Raw genomic sequence first — 18,883 nt, 5'->3', positions numbered from 1 at the left:
GCGCGGGACTCACCGTGAGCCATGAGCATCCACGGTAGTGCAGATCACCCCCGGTCAGGTGAGGACTGCCCAGACGATCTTCCCTTGTGGTGCGAGCGCCGACCAGCCCCAGCGGAGACTGAGGGACTCGACGATGTGCAGCCCCAGCCCGCCGGCGTCGAGGGGGCCGGGATAGCGCAGTTCCGGGACCCCGGAGGCCGGGTCGGTGAAGGCACTGGTGACGAGCGGCCCGCGGCGCACCAGCGACATGTGCACGGGCGGCCGGGTGCCGGGGTCGGAGACGTGCAGGCCGTGACGGAGCGCGTTGGTCGCCAGCTCGGAGACGACGAGCTCCATGTTCTCGGTGAGTTCTTCCAGCTTCCAGCCGCTGAGCGCGCCCATGGCGAAGGCGCGGGCGGCGTGCACGGAGGACGGTGTGGGGGGAAGGACGAACGTGGCGCTCGCGGAGGGGCCGGAAGTCAGCAGGTCGCGCGCCGCCTCCGGCCACCAGCCGACGGGGGGCCACCAGTCGAACGTGGTCCATTGGCCGGGAGCCAGGGTGGGTTGCACATAGATCATTCTGCGGCAAACTCTCGTGCAGGTGCAAGAGCGAATGCACGTGCAGAGGGTCCGTGCAGGCGCTACGGTTTCCCTCAAATGGTCAAACCGGCGGGAAAGGGGATCTTGGCCGCGGTTGATGATCTTTCGACCGTGAAGTGACAGACTAGGTGTCAAGGAAACGACCAAGGAGCAGCGCGTGTCCATTGATCCGCCGGGTTCTGGTTCGACCGTCAGGCGCATCATGCTCGGAGCCAGCCTCCGGCGCCTTCGCGAAGCCAGCGAGCTCACTCGGGACCAGGCCGGATTCCACATCAGGGCGTCCGAGTCCAAGATCAGCCGGATGGAGCTCGGGCGCGTCGGATTCAAGACACGTGACGTCGAGGACCTGCTCACCCTGTACGGCGTCGTCGATGACGCCGAACGCCGTGCACTGCTGGAGATGGTCCGCGAGGCCAACACCCCCGGGTGGTGGCACAAGTACTCCGCCGTGCTGCCCTCGTGGTTCACCACCTATGTCGGGCTGGAGGAGGCCGCCAGCGTGATCCGCACCTATGAGGTGCAGTTCGTGCCCGGCCTGCTGCAGACGGCGGCGTACGCGCGCGCGGTCTTCCAGCTCGGCAACCCCGAGGCGAGTCCCGCGGAGATCGAACGCCGCGTGCATCTGCGCATGCAGCGTCAGGAGCGTTTCACCCAGAAGGACGGGCCGCGCCTGTGGGCCGTCATCGACGAGGCCACGCTCAAGCGGACCATCGGCGGGCGGGAGGTCATGGCCGAACAGCTCCAGCACCTGCTGGAAGTGGCCGCACTGCCCAATATCACCCTTCAGGTGATGCCCTTCAGATACGGTATGCACGCGGCTGAAGGTGGCGCGTTCAGCATCTTGCGGTTTCCCGAGTCCGATTTGTCGGACGTTGTCTATGTCGAGCAGCTCTGGGGTGCCCTATACCTGGACAAACGTGAGGACATCGACCCGTACCTCACGGCCATGGAGCAGTTATGCGTGGAGAGCACCACGCCCGGGGGCACCGTCGAGCTCATCGGCGGTCTTCTCAGAAAGATGTAGATGAAGCAGACCTACAACGGCATGCCCGCGACCGACCTCAAGCAGGTCGCCTGGCGCAAGAGCCGCTACAGCAACTCGCAGGGCAACTGCGTGGAGCTCGCCCAGCTCCCCGACGGCGGCGTCGCGGTGCGCAACTCGCGCTTCCCCGACGGGCCGGCCCTGATCTACACCCGTGACGAGATCCGGGCCCTCGTGCTCGGGGTCAAGGACGGGGAGTTCGACGGCCTCCTCGTCTGACGCCTTCCTCGTCCGACCGGCGCCCGCATGAGGTAACCGCGTGTTAACCTCCGGCGTGCCCGCTTAACGGCGGCGCGCCGGGGGCGTAACGGCCCCGCCCCGCGAAGGCGACAGGATGCGGTCCATGCTCGACCAGATGACCCTCTATCCGATCGCCGACGACGTGCTGTTCGCGCCCGGCGGCAAGGTCGTGATCCGCACGTACGGCGTCGCGCCGGCGGAGTCCGGCACCGTCTCGTACCGCACCTGGGTGACCGGCCTGCGCGACCAGCCCCGTTACTGGCACTGGGGCCACTTCGAGGCCGCCGCCTCCGGCCACCGCCAGGTGCTGGAGTGGCTGACCGGCAGGGGGCCGCAGCCCGCCCAGGCGCTCTCCTGACCCTGCCCGCGCCCGCCCGAGCCTGCCCGCGTCTCCCGTGGCCGTGTTACGCTCACGCCTGAGCCGAGCAATCGCTTGGTCACATGAGGTCGAGGAGGCGTGGTGCGCCGGGCCATCTACCTGATCGAAGAGGTCGACTTCCGCCCCATGAACTCCCGGCGGCCGCTGGAGTACCTCACCTGGCTGACCCGCTACAAACGCGAGGACGAGACCCTCGAACGCCCCACCCTGACCTCCGGCACGTCCATCCGGTCCCGTGACATCGACCTGGCCGGCGCGTTCTACGCCGTCGGCATCACCGGGCACCCCCAGTTCAAGGCCGTCACGCTCTGGGAGTGCCACGGCGGCTGGGACGGCGGCTGGCGGCAGATGATGAACATCTACCGCGGGGTGGACGACCGCCTCTTCCTGTCGGACATCGACGACCTGCGCTTCTCCGCCTTCTCCCGCCCGCTCGGCGCCGTGCCCGGCACGCCGTCGCTCGCCGACGTCGGCCGCTCCGAGTTCTACCTGTTCGAGAGCGCCCGGGTGCGGCCCGGCGCCGCCCTCGACTACCTGGAGGCCGTGCGCGCCGAGCGGGCGCCGTTGATGGCCGAGCACGGGCACGAGCTGGTCGGCCTGTACGAGGTGCTGTTCTGCGACACCGAGGTGGTCACGATCTGGGGCGTCTCCCTGGACGACCACCTGCGCACCCAGCGCGCCCGCGACGCCGCGCTCGGCCTCGACGACGAGGCCGAGCCCGACGACCGGCTGCTCGGCTGGGCCAAGCGGGCCCGCGACCACCTCGACGGCCCGTGGCGCGAGACGCTGCTCGCGCCGTTCCCGGGCTGCCGGCTGTCCCCCGCCCCGGTCAGGGGGTGACGGGGGCGTTCCAGGTGACGACGACCGGCTCGGCGTGCTCGAAGCCGAGCCGTGAGTAGGTGCCCGTCTCCAGCTTGAACAGCCGCCCGTCCTGCGGCGGCAGCCCCAGCCAGCGGGCCGCGATCACGCGCAGCATGTGGCCGTGGGCCACGAGCGCCACCCGGCCCTCGGCCGCCCTGGCCCGGGCGATCACCCGGTCGGCCCGCGCCCCCACCTGCTCCACCGTCTCACCGGGATGCTCCGCGTCGCCGGGGGGCACGCCGTCACGCCACAGGTACCAGCCGGGCCGGCCCTCGCGGATGGCCGGCGTGGTGATGCCCTCGTAGCCGCCGTAGTCCCACTCCCACAGGTCGGGGTCCACCTCGTACGCGCTCAGCCCGGCCAGCTCCGCCGTACGGCGGGCGCGCTGCGGCGGCGAGACGAGCACGAGGTCGAACGTGCATTCCTTGACCAGCGGGGCCAGCGCCCGCGCCTGCTCCTCCCCGTGGGGCGTCAGCGGCACGTCGGTGCGGCCGGTGTGCCTGCCGGTCCGGCTCCACTCGGTCTCACCATGCCTGAGCAGCAACATCTCATCCATGCCTCCCATCATCCGGCACGCTTGACCTCAACCACGCTTGAGGGAGCAGCCTGGGCACATGGACGCGATCATCCTGGACGCCTACGGCCCGCCCGAGAACCTCCGCCCCGCCGCCCTGCCCGACCCCGAACCGGGCCCCGGCCAGGCGCGGGTGGCGGTGCGCGCGGCGGGGGTGCACTTCATCGAGACCCTGCTGCGGCGCGGCGTCGCGGTGGGCCCGCACCCGGCGCCCGCCCTGCCGGCGGTCCTGGGCGGCGAGGTGGCGGGCGTGGTGGACGCGGTCGGCGAGGGCGTCGACCCGGCGCTGGCGGGCGCCCGGGTGGTGACCGGCGACCTGGAGTCCGGCGGCTACGCCTCGCTGGCGGTGGTGGACGCGGCGTCCCTGATCCCGCTTCCCGCGCACGTGCCGTACGGCGCGGCGGTCGCCATGGTGACGACCGGCACCACCACGCTGGGCCTGCTGGAGCTCGCGCCGGTGACGCGGCAGGACACGGTGCTCGTCATGGCGGCGGCCGGCGGGATCGGGACGCTGCTCGTGCGGCATGCCCGCCTGGCCGGGGCGACGGTCGTGGGGGCGGCCGGCGGACCGGCCAAGGGGGAGCGGGTCAGGGAGCTCGGCGCCACGCTCGCCGTGGACTACCGGACACCGGGCTGGCAGGAGACCGTGCGGGAGGCGGCCGGCGCGGTGACCGTGGTGTTCGACGGGGTGGGCGGACGCCGGGGCGAGGAGGCGTTCGGGCTGCTGGCCGAGGGCGGCCGGCACGTCGTGTACGGGCAGGCGGCGGGGGAGTGGTTCCGCCCGGCCGAGGAGGAGGCGGCGGCCCGCGGCGTCACCTCCCATGACGGGATCGGGTACCTGGTGTCCCGGCCCGGCGGGCTCGGCGACCTGACCGGGCGGGCCCTGGCGGAGGCCGCCGGGGGGCGGCTGGAGCCGGCGGTCCAGGAGTTCCCGCTGCGGGAGGCAGCGGCCGCGCACCGCGCCCTGGAGGAGCGGCGCACGATGGGCAAGGTCGTCCTCACCCCCTGACGATCCGGGAGCTCGGGGCCGGCTCGCGGCGGGCCTGAGGGGTCAGGCTCCGGCGAGCTCCTCGACCACGGGGGTGAGGACGCCGAGGTCGCGCTCGTGGTGGACGACGAAGTACGACAGGTCGTGCTCGTCGCGCCAGTGGCGCAGCCGGTCGGCGATGTCGCGCCGCGTACCGAGCAGCACCTGCGGGGTGTCCTCCAGGCGCGCGCTGGCGGCGGCGCTCCACGCCTCCTCCGCCCGGCGCTCGCCGGCCTGGAGCACGCTCGTCCCGAGCTCCAGCCGCTCGTAGCGCCCGCCCGCCGCCTCGCGCACGGTCCGCAGCTTGTCCAGGTACGCCGCCAGGCCGCCGTCACGCTCGTCCGGGCCGCTGCCGTCGCCGCGCACCCGCGTCGTCAGGTGGACCACGTCGGCCTCGCGGGCGGCCAGCCGCAGCATCCGGGGGCCGCCCGCGCCGAGCAGCAGCCGCGGGTGCGGCCGGCTGACCGGCTTGGGCCGCTGGTCGAGGCCGCGTACGCGGTAGTGGGCGCCCTCGAAGGTGAACGGCCCGTCGCCCCACAGCCCCCTGAGCACGGCCAGCGCCTCGGCCAGCCGCTCCACCCGGACCCCGGGCGGGTCCAGCGGCATGCCCGCCGAGGCGTAGTCGCCGGCCATCCAGCCCGTGCCGAGCCCCACCTCCAGCCGGCCGTCCGACAGCAGGTCGAGCGTCGCCGTCTCCTTGGCCAGCACGGCCGGGTGCCGGAAGTCGTTGGCGAGGACCAGCGTGCCCACGCGCAGCCGGGTGGTCGCGCACGCCGCGGCCGTGAGCGCGGCCACGGGCGCGAAGCGCGGCCCGACCAGATGGTCCGGGACCAGCAGCACGTCGAACCCGGAGCCCTCCAGCCGCCTGGCCTTCTCGGCCCACTCCTTGCCGGACTCCGCCTGCCGTATCACGGCCCCGAACCTGAACCGCCGCACCGCGCGCCTCCTCGTCTCGCCCTCGTCTCGCCGCGAGCGCCCGGACGGCTCGCCCGGGCGCCTGGACAGCGAGTGTACGCCGCCCACTTACCAAGCGCTTGCTTCAAATGCGACACTGGCCGCATGGACATCCCGGTGCGTCACGCGACGGACGACGAGGTGCGCTTCTTCCACCGGCACGGCTGGGTCCGGCTCGCCAGGCTGGTGCCACCGGACACCGTGACGGCCCTGCGCGAACGGGCCCTGGACCACCTGCGGGCCCGCGACAAGGACCGCGCGGTCACGCTGGTGGACCAGGCGTTCGGCCAGTCGCGCGACGTGGCCGACGGCGACGAGGCGTTCCGCGCGCTCGCGCTCAGCCCCCAGCTCGGCCGCAACGCCGTCCGCCTGCTCCACGGCGTGCGCGACGTCCGCGTCCAGGTGACGAACCTGCTGGTCAAGGAGCCGGGCGAGCACGGCGCGACGGAGTTCCACCAGGACTTCCCGTGGATGCCGATGGACCGCTCGGCCATGCTCACCGTCTGGCTCGCCCTGGCCGACGTGCCCGCCGACATGGGGTCGCTGCGCTTCTACAGCGGCTCCCACCGGTACGGGGTGCTCGGGCGCAGCTTCACCCGGACCGGCGACGACCAGCTCACCCAGCACCCGTGGCTGAAGGACCTGGAGCTGTCGCCGCCGCTCGACCTCAAGGCGGGCGACGCCACCGTCCACCACGCGCTGACCGTGCACGGGGCGCCCGCCAACCGGCGCGAGAGCACCCGGCTGTCGTTCACGGTGACGTACTTCGACGCCGACGCCCTCTACACCGGCACGCCGTACCGGCAGACCGACGGGCTCGGCCTGGAGGTCAACCGGCCCTTCGACCACCCGAGGTTCCCGTGCCCGAGACCGTGAGAGGACCGGTCGCCGACCTCGGGGCGACGCTCATGCACGAGCACGTCTTCGGGCTCAGCCCGGAGATCCTGTGGAACTGGCCGGACATCCCCGAGGGCTGGGACCTGGAGACGCGCGCCCGGGAGGCGGCGGCCAAGCTCGACGCGGCCAAGGCCGAGGGCATCGACACGATCGTGGACCTCACCGTCGTCGGGCTCGGCCGCTACCTGCCGGCCGTCCAACGGGTCGCCGAGCTGACGGACGTGCACATCGTGGCCGCCACCGGCCTCTACACCTACGACGCGCTGCCCCCCTACTTCGGCAACCGCGGCCCCGGCACGCTGTTCGGCGGCCCCGACCGGCTGGCCGAGTTCTTCGTCCGCGACATCACCGAGGGCATCGGCCGGACCGGGGTGAAGGCCGCGATCCTCAAGTGCGCCACCGACAAGCCCGGGATGACGAAGAACTGCGAGCGGGTCTTCCGCGCGGTGGCTGAGGCCCACCGGGAGACCGGCGTGCCCGTCACCACCCACTCCCACAGCGCGAGCAGGGGCGGCCTGGAGCAGCAGCGGCTGCTCGCCTCCCTCGGCGTGGACCTCGGCCGGGTCGTCATCGGCCACGCGGGCGACTCCACCGACGTGGCCTACCTGGAGGAGCTGGTGGCCAACGGCTCCTTCATCGGCATGGACCGCTTCGGCATCGGCACGATCAGCCCGTTCGAGGACCGGGTCGCGGTCGTGGCCGCCCTGTGCGAGCGCGGGCACGCCGGCCGCATGGTGCTCGGCCACGACTCGTACTGCTTCAACGACCGCTTCGACGCCGACGTCGTACGCGAGCGCCACCCCGACTACCACCTCCTGCACGTCTCCCGTGACGTCCTGCCCGAGCTGCGCAAGCGCGGCGTCACCGAGGAGCAGATCCACCAGATGCTCGTCGACAACCCCCGGAGGATCTTCGGATGATCGAGGACTTCGACGTCGCCTCGGACTGGCACGTCGCCTCGCCGTACGCGTTCCTGGCCCGGCTGCGCCACGAGCGGCCGGTGTTCGCCAGCGAGCATCTCGGCGCGTACGTGCTCACCCGCCACGCCGACGTGCGCGCCGCGTACGGCGACCCGCGGCGCTTCTCCTCCAAGGGCTCGCTCACGATCTCCCGCAGCCTCACCCGGGAGACGCGCGACAAGCTCGGCGAGCACGGCTCGTTCCTGTCGAGCTTCGTGGCCAACGTGGACCCGCCCGACCACACCCGGCTGCGCCGCTCGGTGTCGCGGGCGTTCACGCCGCGCGCCGTGTCGGCCATGGAGGAGACGTTCCGGCGGCTGAACGAGGACCTGCTCGACCGGATCGGGCCCCAGGGCCGCGCCGACTTCGTGACCGAGATCGGGCACGAGCCGTCGATCAAGCTGACCGCCCGCTTCATCGGCGTGCCGGAGGAGGACGAGGCGTTCGTGCAGGCGCACGTGAAGGACTGGTTCCAGCTCTTCCTGTCGCCGCAGCCGCCGGAGCGCCAGCTCGAACTGGCCGACAGCTTCCTGACCTACCTCGCCTACGTGGACCGCCTGGTCGCCGCCCGGGCCGAGCGGCCGCGCGACGACTTCACCTCGCTGATGACCTCGCTCATCGGCACCGAGCTGACCCACCGCGAGGTGGTGGAGCTGATCTCCACGATCCTGCTCGGCGGCAACGACACCGTGCCCAACCAGCTCGGCAACACCGTCCTGCGGCTGCTGCGCGAGAAGGCGTGGCCGGTCGAGCCGGCGCTGCTCCAGAACGCGGCCGAGGAGTGCATGCGCATCGACGGCGCCTCGCTCGGCTCGTTCCGGTACGCCACGACCGACGTCATGCTGCACGGGGTGACGATCCCCGCCGGGTCGCTGGTGCTGCTGTCGACGGACTCGGCCGCCCACGACGAGACGGTCTTCCCGGAGCCGGAGCGGTTCGTGATCGACCGGCCGAACGCCGACGCGCACATGGTGTTCGGGTACGGGATCCACTTCTGCGTCGGGGCCGCGCTCGGGCGGCTGCAACTGCGCACGGCCCTGGAGGTGCTGGGGCGGCGCCTGCCGGGGCTCCGGCTCGCGCCCGGCCAGGAGATCGCCTACCGCCGCTCGATCGTCGGGCGCGGGCTGCCGTCGCTGCTGGTGGAGTGGTGACGGCCGGCCTGTCGCCGTCCGGCGGCCGGTTCGACGGGCGGGTGGCGCTGGTGACGGGCGCGGGCTCGGGCATCGGCGCGGCCTGCGCCGCGCGGCTGGCCGCCGAGGGGGCGTGCGTGGGCGTGCTCGACGTACGGGCCGCCGGGGCGAAGGCCACGGCTGCCGCCATCCGCGGGCGTGGCGGCACTGCCACGGCCCTCACCTGCGACGTCTCGGACGAGAAGCAGGTCGTCGCCGCCGTGGCCGAGCTGCTCGCCTCGTACGGGCGGCTGGACGTCGTGCACTCCAACGCGGCGGCGCTCGGCCGCGACGTGTACGGCCGGGACCACCACCTGGAGACCCTGGACGCGGACGTGTGGGACCGGACCATGGCGGTCAACGTGCGCGGCGCGATGCTCCTGGTCAAGCACGCCGCCCCGCGCATGGCCGACGGCGGCGCCTTCGTCCTGACCTCGTCGGTGTCGGGCCTCACGGGCGACCTGGACCACGCGGCGTACGGAACGTCGAAGGCCGCGCTCACCGGGCTCGTCCGGTACGTGGCCACCACGTACGGGGCGCGCGGGATCCGCTGCAACGCGGTCGCCCCGGCGCTGGTGCTCACGGACGCCGCCCGGCTGGCCCTCGGCCCGGACCGGCTCGCCGACAAGGAGGCCGAGCGGCTGCTGCCGTGGGCGTGCGCGCCGGAGGACGTGGCGGACCTGGTGGCGTTCCTGGCCTCGGAGGAGGCGCGGTGCATCACCGGGCAGACGGTCGTGATCGACTGCGGCACGCTGGCGCACCGGCCTGAGCACGCCCTCCACCAGTGGCGCCTCGCCCCGCCCTGAGCGCCGCATCCCGCGAGGCCCCCGAGCCTTCCATAAGCGTCCTCATCCCGTAAGGTCATGAAAAATCGGGTTTTGGGAGGGCTGATGGAGCCGGTGGCTGTGGGACTGATCGGGGCCGGGCCGTGGGCGGAACTCGCGCACGCCCCCATGCTGGCCCGCGGCCCGCACACCCGCCTGGCCGGCGTCTGGGCCCGCCGCCCGGAGGCCGCCGCGCGGCTCGGCGCGCCCGTCTTCGAGCGGGTCGAGGAGCTGTTCGACGCCTGCGAGGCCGTCGCGTTCTGCGTGCCGCCCGCCGTACAGGCCGAGCTGGGGATCAAGGCCGCCAAGGCCGGCAAGGCGCTGCTGCTGGAGAAGCCGCTCGCCGACTCCCTGGAGGCGGCCGAGCGGCTGGCCGCGGCGATCGCCGAGGCCGGCGTGGCCTCCCAGATGATGCTGACCCTGCGCTACGCGGCCCGCACCCGCGAGTTCCTGGCCCGCTGCGCCGAGATCGAGCCGTTCGGCGGGCACGCCGCGAACATCTCCGGCGTCCTGCTCGGCGACCACCCGTTCGCGACCCCGTGGCGGCTGGAGCGCGGCGCGCTGCTCGACGTCGGGCCGCACATGATCGACCTGCTCGACGCCGCGCTCGGCCCCGTCACCGCCGTGCGCGCGCACGGCGACCCGCTCGGCTGGGCCGGCCTGCTGCTGGAGCACGAGGGCGGCGCGGTCAGCGAGACGTCGCTCTGCATGAGCGCCCCCGGCCAGACCCCGCCCACCTCCGTCGCCGTCTACGGCCGCAAGGGCAGCGCCCTCCTCGTGCCGGACGACGGGGACGCCCTGACCGTGGTCGCCGAGGAGTTCGCCCGCACCGTACGGCAGGGCGGCCACCCCCTCGACGCCGCCCGCGGGCTGCGGCTCCAGCGCGTCATCGCCGAGGCGGAGGCGCAACTGACCGCCCCTTGACTTCGGCTCCGTCCGGAGCATTGATAGCGTTTGTCCGACGCGCAGTGTTGCAGCGAAGTCCGGTGCGAGTCCGGCGCTGTCCCGCAACTGTCATAGCCAGGTCGCCTGCCTCTGCGCTGACGTCATCAACCCTCGTGGAAAAGGGTGATCCGTCGCTCTTCGCGGGTCTCTCGGTTCCGAACAGTGTGAAAGGACTACTCGTGAGGCCCGTACGCACGGCCTTCGCGGGCGCGCTGCTGGGAACGCTCGTCCTGGCCGCATGCGGCCAGACCGCCCCCACCGCCCCCTCGACCACGGCCCCCGTCACCTCTGACTCCGCCGCCCCCGCCTCGTCGAGCTCCGCCGCGGCGGCCGGCTTCCCGGTCACCGTCGAGGCCGCCAACGGCAAGGTCACCCTGGCCAAGCGGCCCGAGCGCATCGTCTCGCTGTCCGCCGCGCACACCGAGACCCTGTTCGCCATCGGCGCGGGCCCGCAGGTGGTGGCCGTCGACGACCAGTCGAACTTCCCCCAGCAGGCGCCCCGCACCGACCTGTCCGGGTTCAAGCCCAACGTCGAGGCGATCGCCGCCCAGAAGCCCGACCTCGTCATCGTCTCGAACGACATCAACAAGGTCGTCTCCGAGCTGGGCAAGCTCAACGTCCCGGTCCTGCTGGAGCCCGCCGCCACCAAGCTGGACGAGGCGTACGACGAGATCGCCGACCTGGGCGCCGCGACCGGCAACAAGCCCAAGGCCGACGAGCTCGTCACCACGATGAAGGGCTCGCTCGACAAGCTCGCCGCGAGCGCTCCCAAGGACCGCAAGCTCACCTACTACCACGAGCTCGACCAGACGCCCTACGCCGCGACGTCCTCCACCTTCATCGGGCAGATCTACGCGATGTTCGGCCTGGTCAACATCGCCGACAAGGCGCCCGGCGCGGCCGGAGGCTACCCCAAGCTGTCCAAGGAGTTCGTCGCCCAGGCCGACCCCGACCTGATCTTCCTCGCCGACGTGAAGTGCTGCGGCCAGAACAAGGACGTCCTGGCCAAGCGGCCCGGCTGGAAGAACCTGAAGGCCGTCAAGAACGACCAGGTCGTCGCCCTCGACGACGACGTGGCCTCCCGCTGGGGGCCGCGCATCGTGGACCTCGCCCAGACGATCGGTGACGCGGTCTCCAAGGCGGCCGGCTCGTAGTGTCCCGGCCAGCGCCGCTCCGCCGCCTCGGCCGCTCCGGCCGGCCCTCGGGGTCCTCCGGTCCTGCCGGGTCCGCCGGTTCCTCGGGGTCCTCCGGTCCTGCCGGTTCCTCGGGGTCCTCGGGTTCCTCGGGTTCCTCGGGGTCCTCGGGTTCCGCCGGGTCCGCCGGTCCCATCGCGCCGCCGGGTCCGCCCGCGCCGTCCCGGGCCAGGCCGCTGTGGCTGGCCGGGGCGCTGGCGTTGCTGGCCGTGTCCATGATCGCCGGGCTGCTCGGCGGCGCCGCCGACATCTCGCCCGGCCAGGTGGTGCTCCAGGCGCTCGACTGGCTGCCGCTGGTCGACCTCCACTCCGGCCTCGCCCCCGTCGAGCAGGGCCTGCTGTACGAGATCAGGCTGCCCCGCGTGCTGCTCGCGGCCGTCGTGGGCGGCCTGCTGGCCGTCGCCGGAGCCGGCTACCAGGGCGTCTTCCGCAACCCGCTGGCCGACCCGTACCTGCTCGGCGCCGCCGCCGGGGCGGGGCTGACCGCGACCGTGGTCATCGTGCTCGTCCCGGCGGGCGTCGTCGCCGTCCCGGTGGCGGCCTTCGCCGGGGCCTTCGGCGGCGTGCTCCTCGCGTACGCGCTGGGCAACACCGCCGGGCGCTCCGGCGGCACCGCGACGCTCGTGCTGGCCGGGGTGGCGGTCACGTCGTTCCTGACCGCGATCCAGTCGTTCATCCAGCAGTTCAAGGTCGAGGAGCTGCAGCGGATCTACTCCTGGATCATGGGGGACGTGAGCGGCGGATGGGAGCAGGTCCGCCTCGTCCTGCCGTACGCCGCCGTCTCCTCCGTCCTGTTGCTCCTGCACGGGCGGATGCTCGACGTGCTGTCCGTGGGCGACGAGGAGGCGACCAGCCTCGGGGTGCGCGCGGGCCGGGTACGGCTCGCGGTGCTCCTCGCCGCCTCCCTGGCCACGGCCGCCGCCGTCGCGGTGAGCGGCCTGATCGGGTTCGTCGGGATCGTCATCCCGCACGTGGCCCGGCGGCTCGCGGGTGGTTCGTACCGGATCGTGCTGCCGCTGTCACTGCTGGGCGGCGCGGCGTTCCTCGTGCTCGCCGACGTCGTCGCGCGCACCGTGATCGCGCCCGCCGAGCTGCCCATCGGGGTGGTCACCATGTTCGTGGGCGCGCCGTTCTTCGTCGGCGTCCTGCGCATGACCCGCCGGAGCGCCCCATGACCCGCCCCACCCCGGGCGGCCCGTCCCCTGCCGCGTCCGGCTCCGCCACGCACGAGACCCCCGCCGACGGGAGCGCCGCGGGCCCGGTGATCGGCGCGGCGGCCGTCTCGGTACGGCTCGGCGAGCGACGCGTCCTCGACCGCGTGGACCTGTCCGTACGGCCCGGCGAGTGGCTGGCCGTCGTCGGCCCGAACGGCGCCGGCAAGTCCACCCTGCTCAAGGCCGTCATGGGCCTGCTCGCCCACGACGGCGAGATCACGCTCGGCGGCCGGCCCGCCGGCGCGCTCCGCCCCCGCGACCGGGCCCGCCTCGTGGCCTACGCCCCCCAGACGCCGGCCCTGCCGCCGGACATGACCGTGTTCGACTACGCCCTGCTCGGCCGCACCCCGTACATCCCGTACCTCGGCCGGGAGAGCCACCGCGACCGCGAGATCACGGCGTCGGTGCTCGACCGGCTCGACCTCACCGGCCTGGCCGCCCGCCGCGCCGGCGAGCTGTCGGGAGGGGAACGGCAGCGCGCCGTGCTGGCCCGGGCGCTCGCCCAGCAGGCGCCCGTGCTCCTGCTCGACGAGCCCACCACCGCCCTCGACCTCGGTCACCAGCAGCAGGTGCTGGAACTGGTCGACCGGCTGCGCCTGGCCGACGGCCTCACCGTCGTCACCACGCTGCACGACCTGACCCTCGCCGGGCAGTACGCCGACACCCTGCTGCTGCTGGCGGACGGACGGGTGGCGGCGGCGGGCCGCCCCGCCGAGGTGCTGACCGAGGACCTGGTCGGCCGGCACTTCGGCGCCGGCGTGAAGGTGCAGCCGGGGCCCGACGGCCGGCCCGTCGTCCACCTCGTCCGAGGCGGGCCGACGGCATGATGCCCGGCCGGTGCGAGGAGGCGGGCGGGGTGCGGCTCACCTTCCGTGAGGAGGAGGGGGAGCGGCTCGGGACGCTGCTGTGGGAGTTCGGGCCCGGCTGGCGGATGATCTCCTCGGCGGTGCTCGGCGGCGGCGTCGGCCCGCGCGCCTGGGTGCTGAACGCCCAGGTCGTGGCGGGCTACTCCCGCATGGACCCGGCCGGCCACCTGGCCTCCCTGGCGCCGCCGGGGGAGGGGGTGGGCATGATGACGGCCGCCTCGGTCTCGCGCCGCGTCCTGGCCTCGGACGGCGGGGTGCGGGTGGTGGCGACGGTGGGGCTGCGCGTCCCCACCTGGGCGGCCGCCCCGGAGGGCGCGCCCGATCCCGAGCTGGCCCCCATGCTGGCGCCGCCACCGGTCGGCACGATCAACATCGTGGCCGCGTTACCGGTGGCGATGACGGACGCGGCGCTGGTCAACGCCGTCATGACGATGACCGAGGCGAAGACCCAGGCGCTGGTGGAGACGGGGTTCGAGGGCACGGGCACGGCCTCGGACGCGGTGTGCGTGGCCGTGCGGCAGGAGGGGCCGGAGGAGCTCTTCGCCGGGCCCCGCTCGACCTGGGGCGCCCGCCTGGCGAGAGCCGTCCACCAGGCGGTCCGCGAGGGCGCCGAGGCGTGGCGCGCCAATGACACAGAGTGAAGAAAATTGGGGAAGTAGCATGTGACCGAGGGCGAGATCCGCGACAATGAGTGGGTGACCGCGATGGCGACGACCGAATCGACCACTGGGAGCACGGTCCTTCCAGGCGTGCCACCGTTTACCGCCGACGACCTGCTCAAGTTCCCGGACGACGGGAATCGCTATGAGCTCTTCAATGGGAGCCTACTGGTGAGCCCTGCCCCCACACCGCTGCACCAGCGCGTTGCCAGCCGTCTTTGCATGATCCTGGAGGCCGTGGCCCCTCTCGAGCTTGAGCCCCTGCAGACCGTCAATCTCCGGGCGAGCGACCTGGACGTCTGGATCCCCGATGTGGTCGTCGTGCCCGCCGCGGCCACTGAGAGTGTGGGCCTGATGTTCGCGCCTCGCGACATCCGGCTCGCCGTGGAGGTCGTCAGCCCGAGCAGCAGGGCTCAGGACAGGCTGCTGAAAGCCGGTGCCTACGCCGCCGCCGGCATCCCCGTCTACTGGCGCGTCGAGATGGACGAGGGTCCCACCCTCTACGTCTACGAACTGGACGGCAAGACCTACGCGCCGCCCACGGCGCACAAGGCCGGCACCGTCGCCGAGCTGCACAGCCCGTTCCCCGTCAGCTTCGACCCGGCCGACCTCATGAGGCGTCGCGGCTGAGCGTGCCGTCCGCGTGGACCCGGACCCCGTAATCCTCGGTGGCCCCGCGCACCGTCACGCGCCCCGCCCGCAGGTCCTCCTCCACCGCCGCCAGGTCCCGCTCCAGCGGCGAGCCGATCCCGCCGCCCCCCGTCGTCTCCACCACGAACGCCTCCCCGGCCGCGAAGCGGACGTTGTTCACCTTCGACGCCAGCCGCTCCGGCGTCCCGTCCAGGCGGCGCCGGTAGAAGCCGCCGAGGCGTCCCGGCAGGCCGCCGTCCCGGCCGGGCGGGGCCAGCCGCAGCCGGTCGCCGCGCGTGGTCACGTGGCAGTCGGCCAGGAACCGGTACACCGTGCGTGACCCGAGCCCGCCGCGGAACCGGCCGGGCCCTCCCGAGTCGGGGATGGTCTCGACCGACTCCACCAGCAGCGGGCAGCGGCTCTCCACCGGCTCCGCCTGGGGCACCGAGTTGCGGCCGATCCCGAAGTGCACGCCCGTCGCGTCCGGCCCGTCGAGCCCCCGCCGGGCGCCCACCCCGCCGAAGTCGTACGCCAGGTGGATCCAGTACGGCGCCCCCACGGCCGCGATCGAGAACGGCTGCAGGATCCCGCTCGCCGCGATGGCCCGCTCCGGCACCGCGTCCGACAGCGCCTGGAAGACGGCCTCCATGGCGGCGTAGATCGGCACGTACCGGCCGCCGCACGGATGGGGGGAGCGGGCGTCGAGCAGCGAGCCGGCGGGCAGCCGCACCTCGACGGCGCGCAGGCAGCCGTCGTTCATGGGGATGGCCGGGTCGAGGAAGCAGCGCACCGCGAAGACCGCCGCCGCGAGCGACTGCGACGCCGACGCGTTGATCGCCGCCGGAACCTGCGGGTCCGTGCCCGCGAAGTCCGCCACCGCGCCGGTCCCCGCCGCCTCGGGCCCGGGCAGCGTGAGGGCGACCCGGACGTGGCGCGGGGTGGCGAGGTCGATGCCGTCGTCGTCGATCGGGTACGACGCCCGGAACCGTCCCGCCGGCAGCTCCGCCAGCGCCGCCCGGGTACGGGCCTCCGTGTAGTCCAGGTACGCCTCGACGCCCTCCGCCAGGCCCGTCTCGCCGTACTCCTCGACCAGCGCGCCGAGCCGGGCGGCGGCCACCGCCGTGCCGGCGATCAGCGCCCGCACGTCGCCCATGACCTTGTCCGGGGTACGGCTGTTGGCGCGCAGGATCGCCTCGACCGCGGGCTCGATCCCGGTGGAGGTCGCCAGGCGGACCGGCGGGAGCTGGAGCCCTTCGAGGAAGATGTCGGTGGCCAGCGGAGCCATGCCGCCCGCCGACAGCCCGCCCAGGTCCGAGACGTGGATCATGGTGGCGGTGAAGTACGCGGGCCGCCCGCCGACGAAGACGGGACGGTAGACGAGCAGGTCGTTGGTGTGGACGCCGCCCCGGTAGGCGTCGTTGAGCACGTACACGTCGCCCGGCCGCATGGAGCTGAGCGGGATGTCCGTGACCAGCTCGGGCAGGGCGACCTTGAGGGCCATGCTGTTCATGAGGGTCGTGGCCATGGACTGGGCGATCAGCCGCCCCCGGGCGTCGAGGAGGGCGGCGGAGGCGTCCGAGCCCTCGACGATGAACGTCGAGTAGGCCGAGCGCACCACCACGATGCTCGCCTCCTCGGCGGCGACCACGAGGGCGTTGCGCAGCACGTCCGCGGTGAGCGTGTCAGACATCCCGCGTCTCCTCTCCGGCGGGGGAGGGGGCTCGGGTCAGGTGGACGGCGCGCCCGGGGCCGAGCCGGGCCGTCCAGCCGGGCGGCACCACGATGGTGGACTCGGCGTCCTCGACGATCGCCGGGCCGTCCAGCGCGGCCCCCAGGGTGGCGCGGGTGCGCACGGGCGTCTCGGCGTAGCCGCCCAGCTCGGGGAAGTACGCGGGGCGCGTCCCGGGCGGGGGCGGGGAGGACGTCCTCCCGGGCGCGGCCGGGGGCGGCTCCCCGGGCGCGGTCCCGGGAGGCGGGGAGGGGAGCGGTCCCGAAGGCGCGGTCCCGGGTGGCGGATCGCCGGGTGAGGCTCCGGACGGGGCCGCCAGCGTGACCCGCACCCGGTAGCCGACCAGCTCCACCTCCCCCCGCTGCTCGATCCCGTACACCTGCGCGTACCGGGCGAAGAACCGCGACTCCAGCCGGTCCCGCGCCGGCTCCCACGCCACCGTCAGGTCGTGCGACTGCCCGGCGAAACGCGCGTCCACCGACCGCTCGACCCGCACGCCCGGGTCGTCCGGCGACACGCCGAGGTCGGCCGCCGCCGCGGCCGCCAGCCCGGCGAAGACCGCCTCCGGATCGCGGGCGCCGAGCCGCGACAGCACCCGGTCGGCCGACAGCTCCCCGGCCAGCAGGCCGGCGGCCGAGGCGACCCCGCAGTGCTCGGGCACCACGACGAGCCCGATCCCGAACCGCTCGGCGACCCGCGCCGCGTGCGCGGGCCCGGCCCCGCCGAAGGCCACCAGCGCGAACCCGCGCGGGTCGATCCCGCGCTGCACGGTCACGACGTGCACCGCCGAGGCCATGGCGGCGCTGACGATCGTGTGGACGGCGTGCGCCGCCTCGGCCCGCGACACGCCGAGCGGCTCGGCCAGCCGGTCGAGGGCCTTGCCGGCGAGGGAGGGCGACAGCGGGATGGAGGCGGCGGCCAGGTAGCCGAGGACGAGGTTGGCGTCGGTGACGGTGGGCTCGCCGCCGCCGAGCCCGTAGCAGGCGGGGCCGGGGGAGGAGCCCGCCGAGTGGGGGCCGACGCGCAGGGCCCCGGCGGCGTCGATCCAGGCGACGCTGCCGCCGCCCGCGCCGACCTCGGCCAGGTCGATGGCGGGCGTCCTGATCGGCACGCCCGTGCCGGCGCGCCGCCCGCCGAAGCTGCCCTTGCCGCCGACGTGGAACTCGTGCGTGATCTCCGGCCGCCCGCCGCGCACCACGCACGCCTTGGCGGTGGTGCCGCCCATGTCGAACGAGATCACGTCCCCGAGGCCGGTGGCCGCCGCGGCGAGCACCCCGGCCGCCGGCCCGGACTCGATGGTGGCCACGGCCCGCCGGGCGGCCAGGCGGGCCGACATGACGCCGCCGCCCGACTCCATGACGTGGACGGGGGCGCGCACGCCGAGCGCGGCCAGGGCGTCCTCCAGGCGCGACAGGTACGACGCCATGAGCGGCCCGACGTAGGCCGACATGATCGTGGTGGTGGCCCGCTCGTACTCGCGGATCTCCGGCCACACCTCCGAGGAGGCCACCACGTCCGGCACGCGCTCGCGCAGGATGGCCGCCACGCGCCGCTCGTGCGCCGGGTCGGCGTAGGAGTGCAGCAGGCACACGGCCGCCGACGTGATGCCGCGCCGGGCGATCTCGGCGGCGGCCCGCCGGGCGGAGTCCTCGTCGAGCGGGGTCAGCACCTCCCCGCGGGCCGAGATCCGCTCGGTCACCTCGAAGCAGTCGGCGGGGTCCACGGGTGGCGGAGGGGGCGTGAAACGCAGGTCGTACCGGTCCTCCTCGACCCGGGCGTACCGGCCGAGCGGCACGACCGCGCGGAACCCCCGGGTGGTGACGAACGCGACGCGCACGCCCCTGCGCTCCAGCACCGCGTTGGTGGCCAGCGTGGTCGCGTGGACCACCCGGGTCACGAGCCCCGGGTCGAGTCCGGAGAGCACCCGCGTAACGCCGGTGACGATCCCCGCGATGGGGTCGTCGTGGGTGCTCAAACACTTGGCCACGATGACCGCGCCCGAGGGGCGGCGCAGGACCACGTCGGTGAAGGTGCCACCGACGTCCACGCCGATCGCGAAGCCCATTCCGGTACGGTAGACAACAAGCAAGCGCTTGTCTACAACCGTCCCTCTTGTACTTACGGCAGGCGATTGGGACGCTG

20 protein-coding genes are annotated in these 18,883 nt (G+C 73.7%); 15 read left to right on the top strand and 5 right to left on the bottom strand.

From position 1 onward, the window contains the following. Window positions 1–54: 54 nt before the first annotated feature. Window positions 55–558: an ATP-binding protein gene (locus tag HTZ77_RS08970; RefSeq protein WP_175589000.1), complete on the bottom strand. Its 504-nt coding sequence runs from the start codon at window positions 556–558 to the stop codon at window positions 55–57. Window positions 559–781: 223 nt separating this feature from the next. On the opposite strand from HTZ77_RS08970, the gene HTZ77_RS08965 reads away from it, so the two are divergent. From HTZ77_RS08965 to HTZ77_RS08950, 4 genes are all read left to right on the top strand, one after another. After that, a complete protein-coding gene (locus HTZ77_RS08965; protein WP_175589180.1) occupies window positions 782–1,603 on the top strand; it encodes a helix-turn-helix domain-containing protein in 822 nt (273 codons plus the stop codon). Next, window positions 1,604–1,840, top strand: a complete 237-nt coding sequence (locus HTZ77_RS08960) for a DUF397 domain-containing protein (RefSeq protein WP_113703532.1) — start codon at window positions 1,604–1,606, stop codon at window positions 1,838–1,840. It begins immediately after the preceding gene. Window positions 1,841–1,964: 124 nt separating this feature from the next. Next, entirely contained in the window at window positions 1,965–2,219 is a 255-nt protein-coding gene (locus tag HTZ77_RS08955; protein WP_175588999.1) for a hypothetical protein, read from the top strand. A 102-nt stretch (window positions 2,220–2,321) separates the two neighbouring features. Continuing rightward, window positions 2,322–3,080, top strand: a complete 759-nt coding sequence (locus HTZ77_RS08950; protein ID WP_175588998.1) for a hypothetical protein — start codon at window positions 2,322–2,324, stop codon at window positions 3,078–3,080. On the opposite strand, the gene HTZ77_RS08945 is transcribed toward HTZ77_RS08950, so the two are convergent. Next, a complete protein-coding gene (locus HTZ77_RS08945) occupies window positions 3,070–3,657 on the bottom strand; it encodes a histidine phosphatase family protein (RefSeq protein WP_175588997.1) in 588 nt (195 codons plus the stop codon). The genes HTZ77_RS08950 and HTZ77_RS08945 overlap by 11 nt on opposite strands. Before the next feature lie 58 nt (window positions 3,658–3,715). On the opposite strand from HTZ77_RS08945, the gene HTZ77_RS08940 reads away from it, so the two are divergent. Next, window positions 3,716–4,684: a zinc-binding dehydrogenase gene (locus HTZ77_RS08940; RefSeq protein WP_175588996.1), complete on the top strand. Its 969-nt coding sequence runs from the start codon at window positions 3,716–3,718 to the stop codon at window positions 4,682–4,684. A gap of 42 nt (window positions 4,685–4,726) precedes the next feature. Here the strand turns inward: HTZ77_RS08940 and HTZ77_RS08935 are convergent, their stop codons facing one another. Next, window positions 4,727–5,638, bottom strand: a complete 912-nt coding sequence (locus tag HTZ77_RS08935) for a TIGR03621 family F420-dependent LLM class oxidoreductase (protein WP_175588995.1) — start codon at window positions 5,636–5,638, stop codon at window positions 4,727–4,729. A gap of 123 nt (window positions 5,639–5,761) precedes the next feature. On the opposite strand from HTZ77_RS08935, the gene HTZ77_RS08930 reads away from it, so the two are divergent. The 10 genes from HTZ77_RS08930 to HTZ77_RS08885 all read left to right on the top strand — a co-directional run bounded on the left by HTZ77_RS08930 (window position 5,762) and on the right by HTZ77_RS08885 (window position 15,012). Continuing rightward, a complete protein-coding gene (locus HTZ77_RS08930) occupies window positions 5,762–6,532 on the top strand; it encodes a phytanoyl-CoA dioxygenase family protein (protein ID WP_175588994.1) in 771 nt (256 codons plus the stop codon). Further along, window positions 6,517–7,473, top strand: a complete 957-nt coding sequence (locus tag HTZ77_RS08925) for a phosphotriesterase family protein (protein ID WP_328808494.1) — start codon at window positions 6,517–6,519, stop codon at window positions 7,471–7,473. Before HTZ77_RS08930 ends, HTZ77_RS08925 begins: the two co-directional genes overlap by 16 nt. Next, window positions 7,470–8,663, top strand: coding sequence for a cytochrome P450 (locus HTZ77_RS08920; protein ID WP_175588993.1), 1,194 nt, complete (start codon window positions 7,470–7,472; stop codon window positions 8,661–8,663). The genes HTZ77_RS08925 and HTZ77_RS08920 overlap by 4 nt, the downstream gene beginning before the upstream one ends. Further along, window positions 8,660–9,487 carry an SDR family NAD(P)-dependent oxidoreductase gene (locus HTZ77_RS08915; RefSeq protein ID WP_205302317.1) on the top strand — a complete coding sequence of 276 codons (828 nt, stop codon included), beginning with the start codon at window positions 8,660–8,662 and terminating at the stop codon, window positions 9,485–9,487. The genes HTZ77_RS08920 and HTZ77_RS08915 overlap by 4 nt, the downstream gene beginning before the upstream one ends. A gap of 84 nt (window positions 9,488–9,571) precedes the next feature. Then, window positions 9,572–10,429 carry a Gfo/Idh/MocA family protein gene (locus tag HTZ77_RS08910; RefSeq protein ID WP_175588992.1) on the top strand — a complete coding sequence of 286 codons (858 nt, stop codon included), beginning with the start codon at window positions 9,572–9,574 and terminating at the stop codon, window positions 10,427–10,429. Window positions 10,430–10,629: 200 nt separating this feature from the next. Then, window positions 10,630–11,604, top strand: a complete 975-nt coding sequence (locus HTZ77_RS08905) for an ABC transporter substrate-binding protein (protein ID WP_175588991.1) — start codon at window positions 10,630–10,632, stop codon at window positions 11,602–11,604. 173 nt (window positions 11,605–11,777) lie between these two features. After that, a complete protein-coding gene (locus HTZ77_RS08900) occupies window positions 11,778–12,818 on the top strand; it encodes a FecCD family ABC transporter permease (protein WP_407940487.1) in 1,041 nt (346 codons plus the stop codon). Then, on the top strand, window positions 12,815–13,684 hold the full coding sequence (locus tag HTZ77_RS08895; RefSeq protein WP_175588990.1) for an ABC transporter ATP-binding protein: 870 nt from the start codon (window positions 12,815–12,817) through the stop codon (window positions 13,682–13,684). The genes HTZ77_RS08900 and HTZ77_RS08895 overlap by 4 nt, the downstream gene beginning before the upstream one ends. Further along, window positions 13,681–14,364 carry an adenosylcobinamide amidohydrolase gene (locus HTZ77_RS08890; RefSeq protein ID WP_175588989.1) on the top strand — a complete coding sequence of 228 codons (684 nt, stop codon included), beginning with the start codon at window positions 13,681–13,683 and terminating at the stop codon, window positions 14,362–14,364. Before HTZ77_RS08895 ends, HTZ77_RS08890 begins: the two co-directional genes overlap by 4 nt. 21 nt (window positions 14,365–14,385) lie before the next feature. Beyond that, window positions 14,386–15,012, top strand: coding sequence for a Uma2 family endonuclease (locus tag HTZ77_RS08885; RefSeq protein WP_175588988.1), 627 nt, complete (start codon window positions 14,386–14,388; stop codon window positions 15,010–15,012). Here HTZ77_RS08885 and HTZ77_RS08880 read toward each other — a convergent pair. Both HTZ77_RS08880 and HTZ77_RS08875 read right to left on the bottom strand, forming a co-directional pair. Next, window positions 14,993–16,702, bottom strand: a complete 1,710-nt coding sequence (locus HTZ77_RS08880; protein ID WP_175588987.1) for a hydantoinase B/oxoprolinase family protein — start codon at window positions 16,700–16,702, stop codon at window positions 14,993–14,995. The two genes, HTZ77_RS08885 and HTZ77_RS08880, sit on opposite strands and share 20 nt — an antisense overlap. Next, window positions 16,695–18,806, bottom strand: coding sequence for a hydantoinase/oxoprolinase family protein (locus HTZ77_RS08875; RefSeq protein WP_175588986.1), 2,112 nt, complete (start codon window positions 18,804–18,806; stop codon window positions 16,695–16,697). Before HTZ77_RS08875 ends, HTZ77_RS08880 begins: the two co-directional genes overlap by 8 nt. Window positions 18,807–18,883 lie beyond the last annotated feature (77 nt).

Source organism: Nonomuraea montanisoli, assembly GCF_013363975.1.
GTDB classification, from domain to species: domain Bacteria; phylum Actinomycetota; class Actinomycetes; order Streptosporangiales; family Streptosporangiaceae; genus Nonomuraea; species Nonomuraea montanisoli.
The sequence above is the reverse complement of the archived record's forward strand: the minus strand, read 5'-3'. Positions and strand labels throughout refer to the sequence as shown.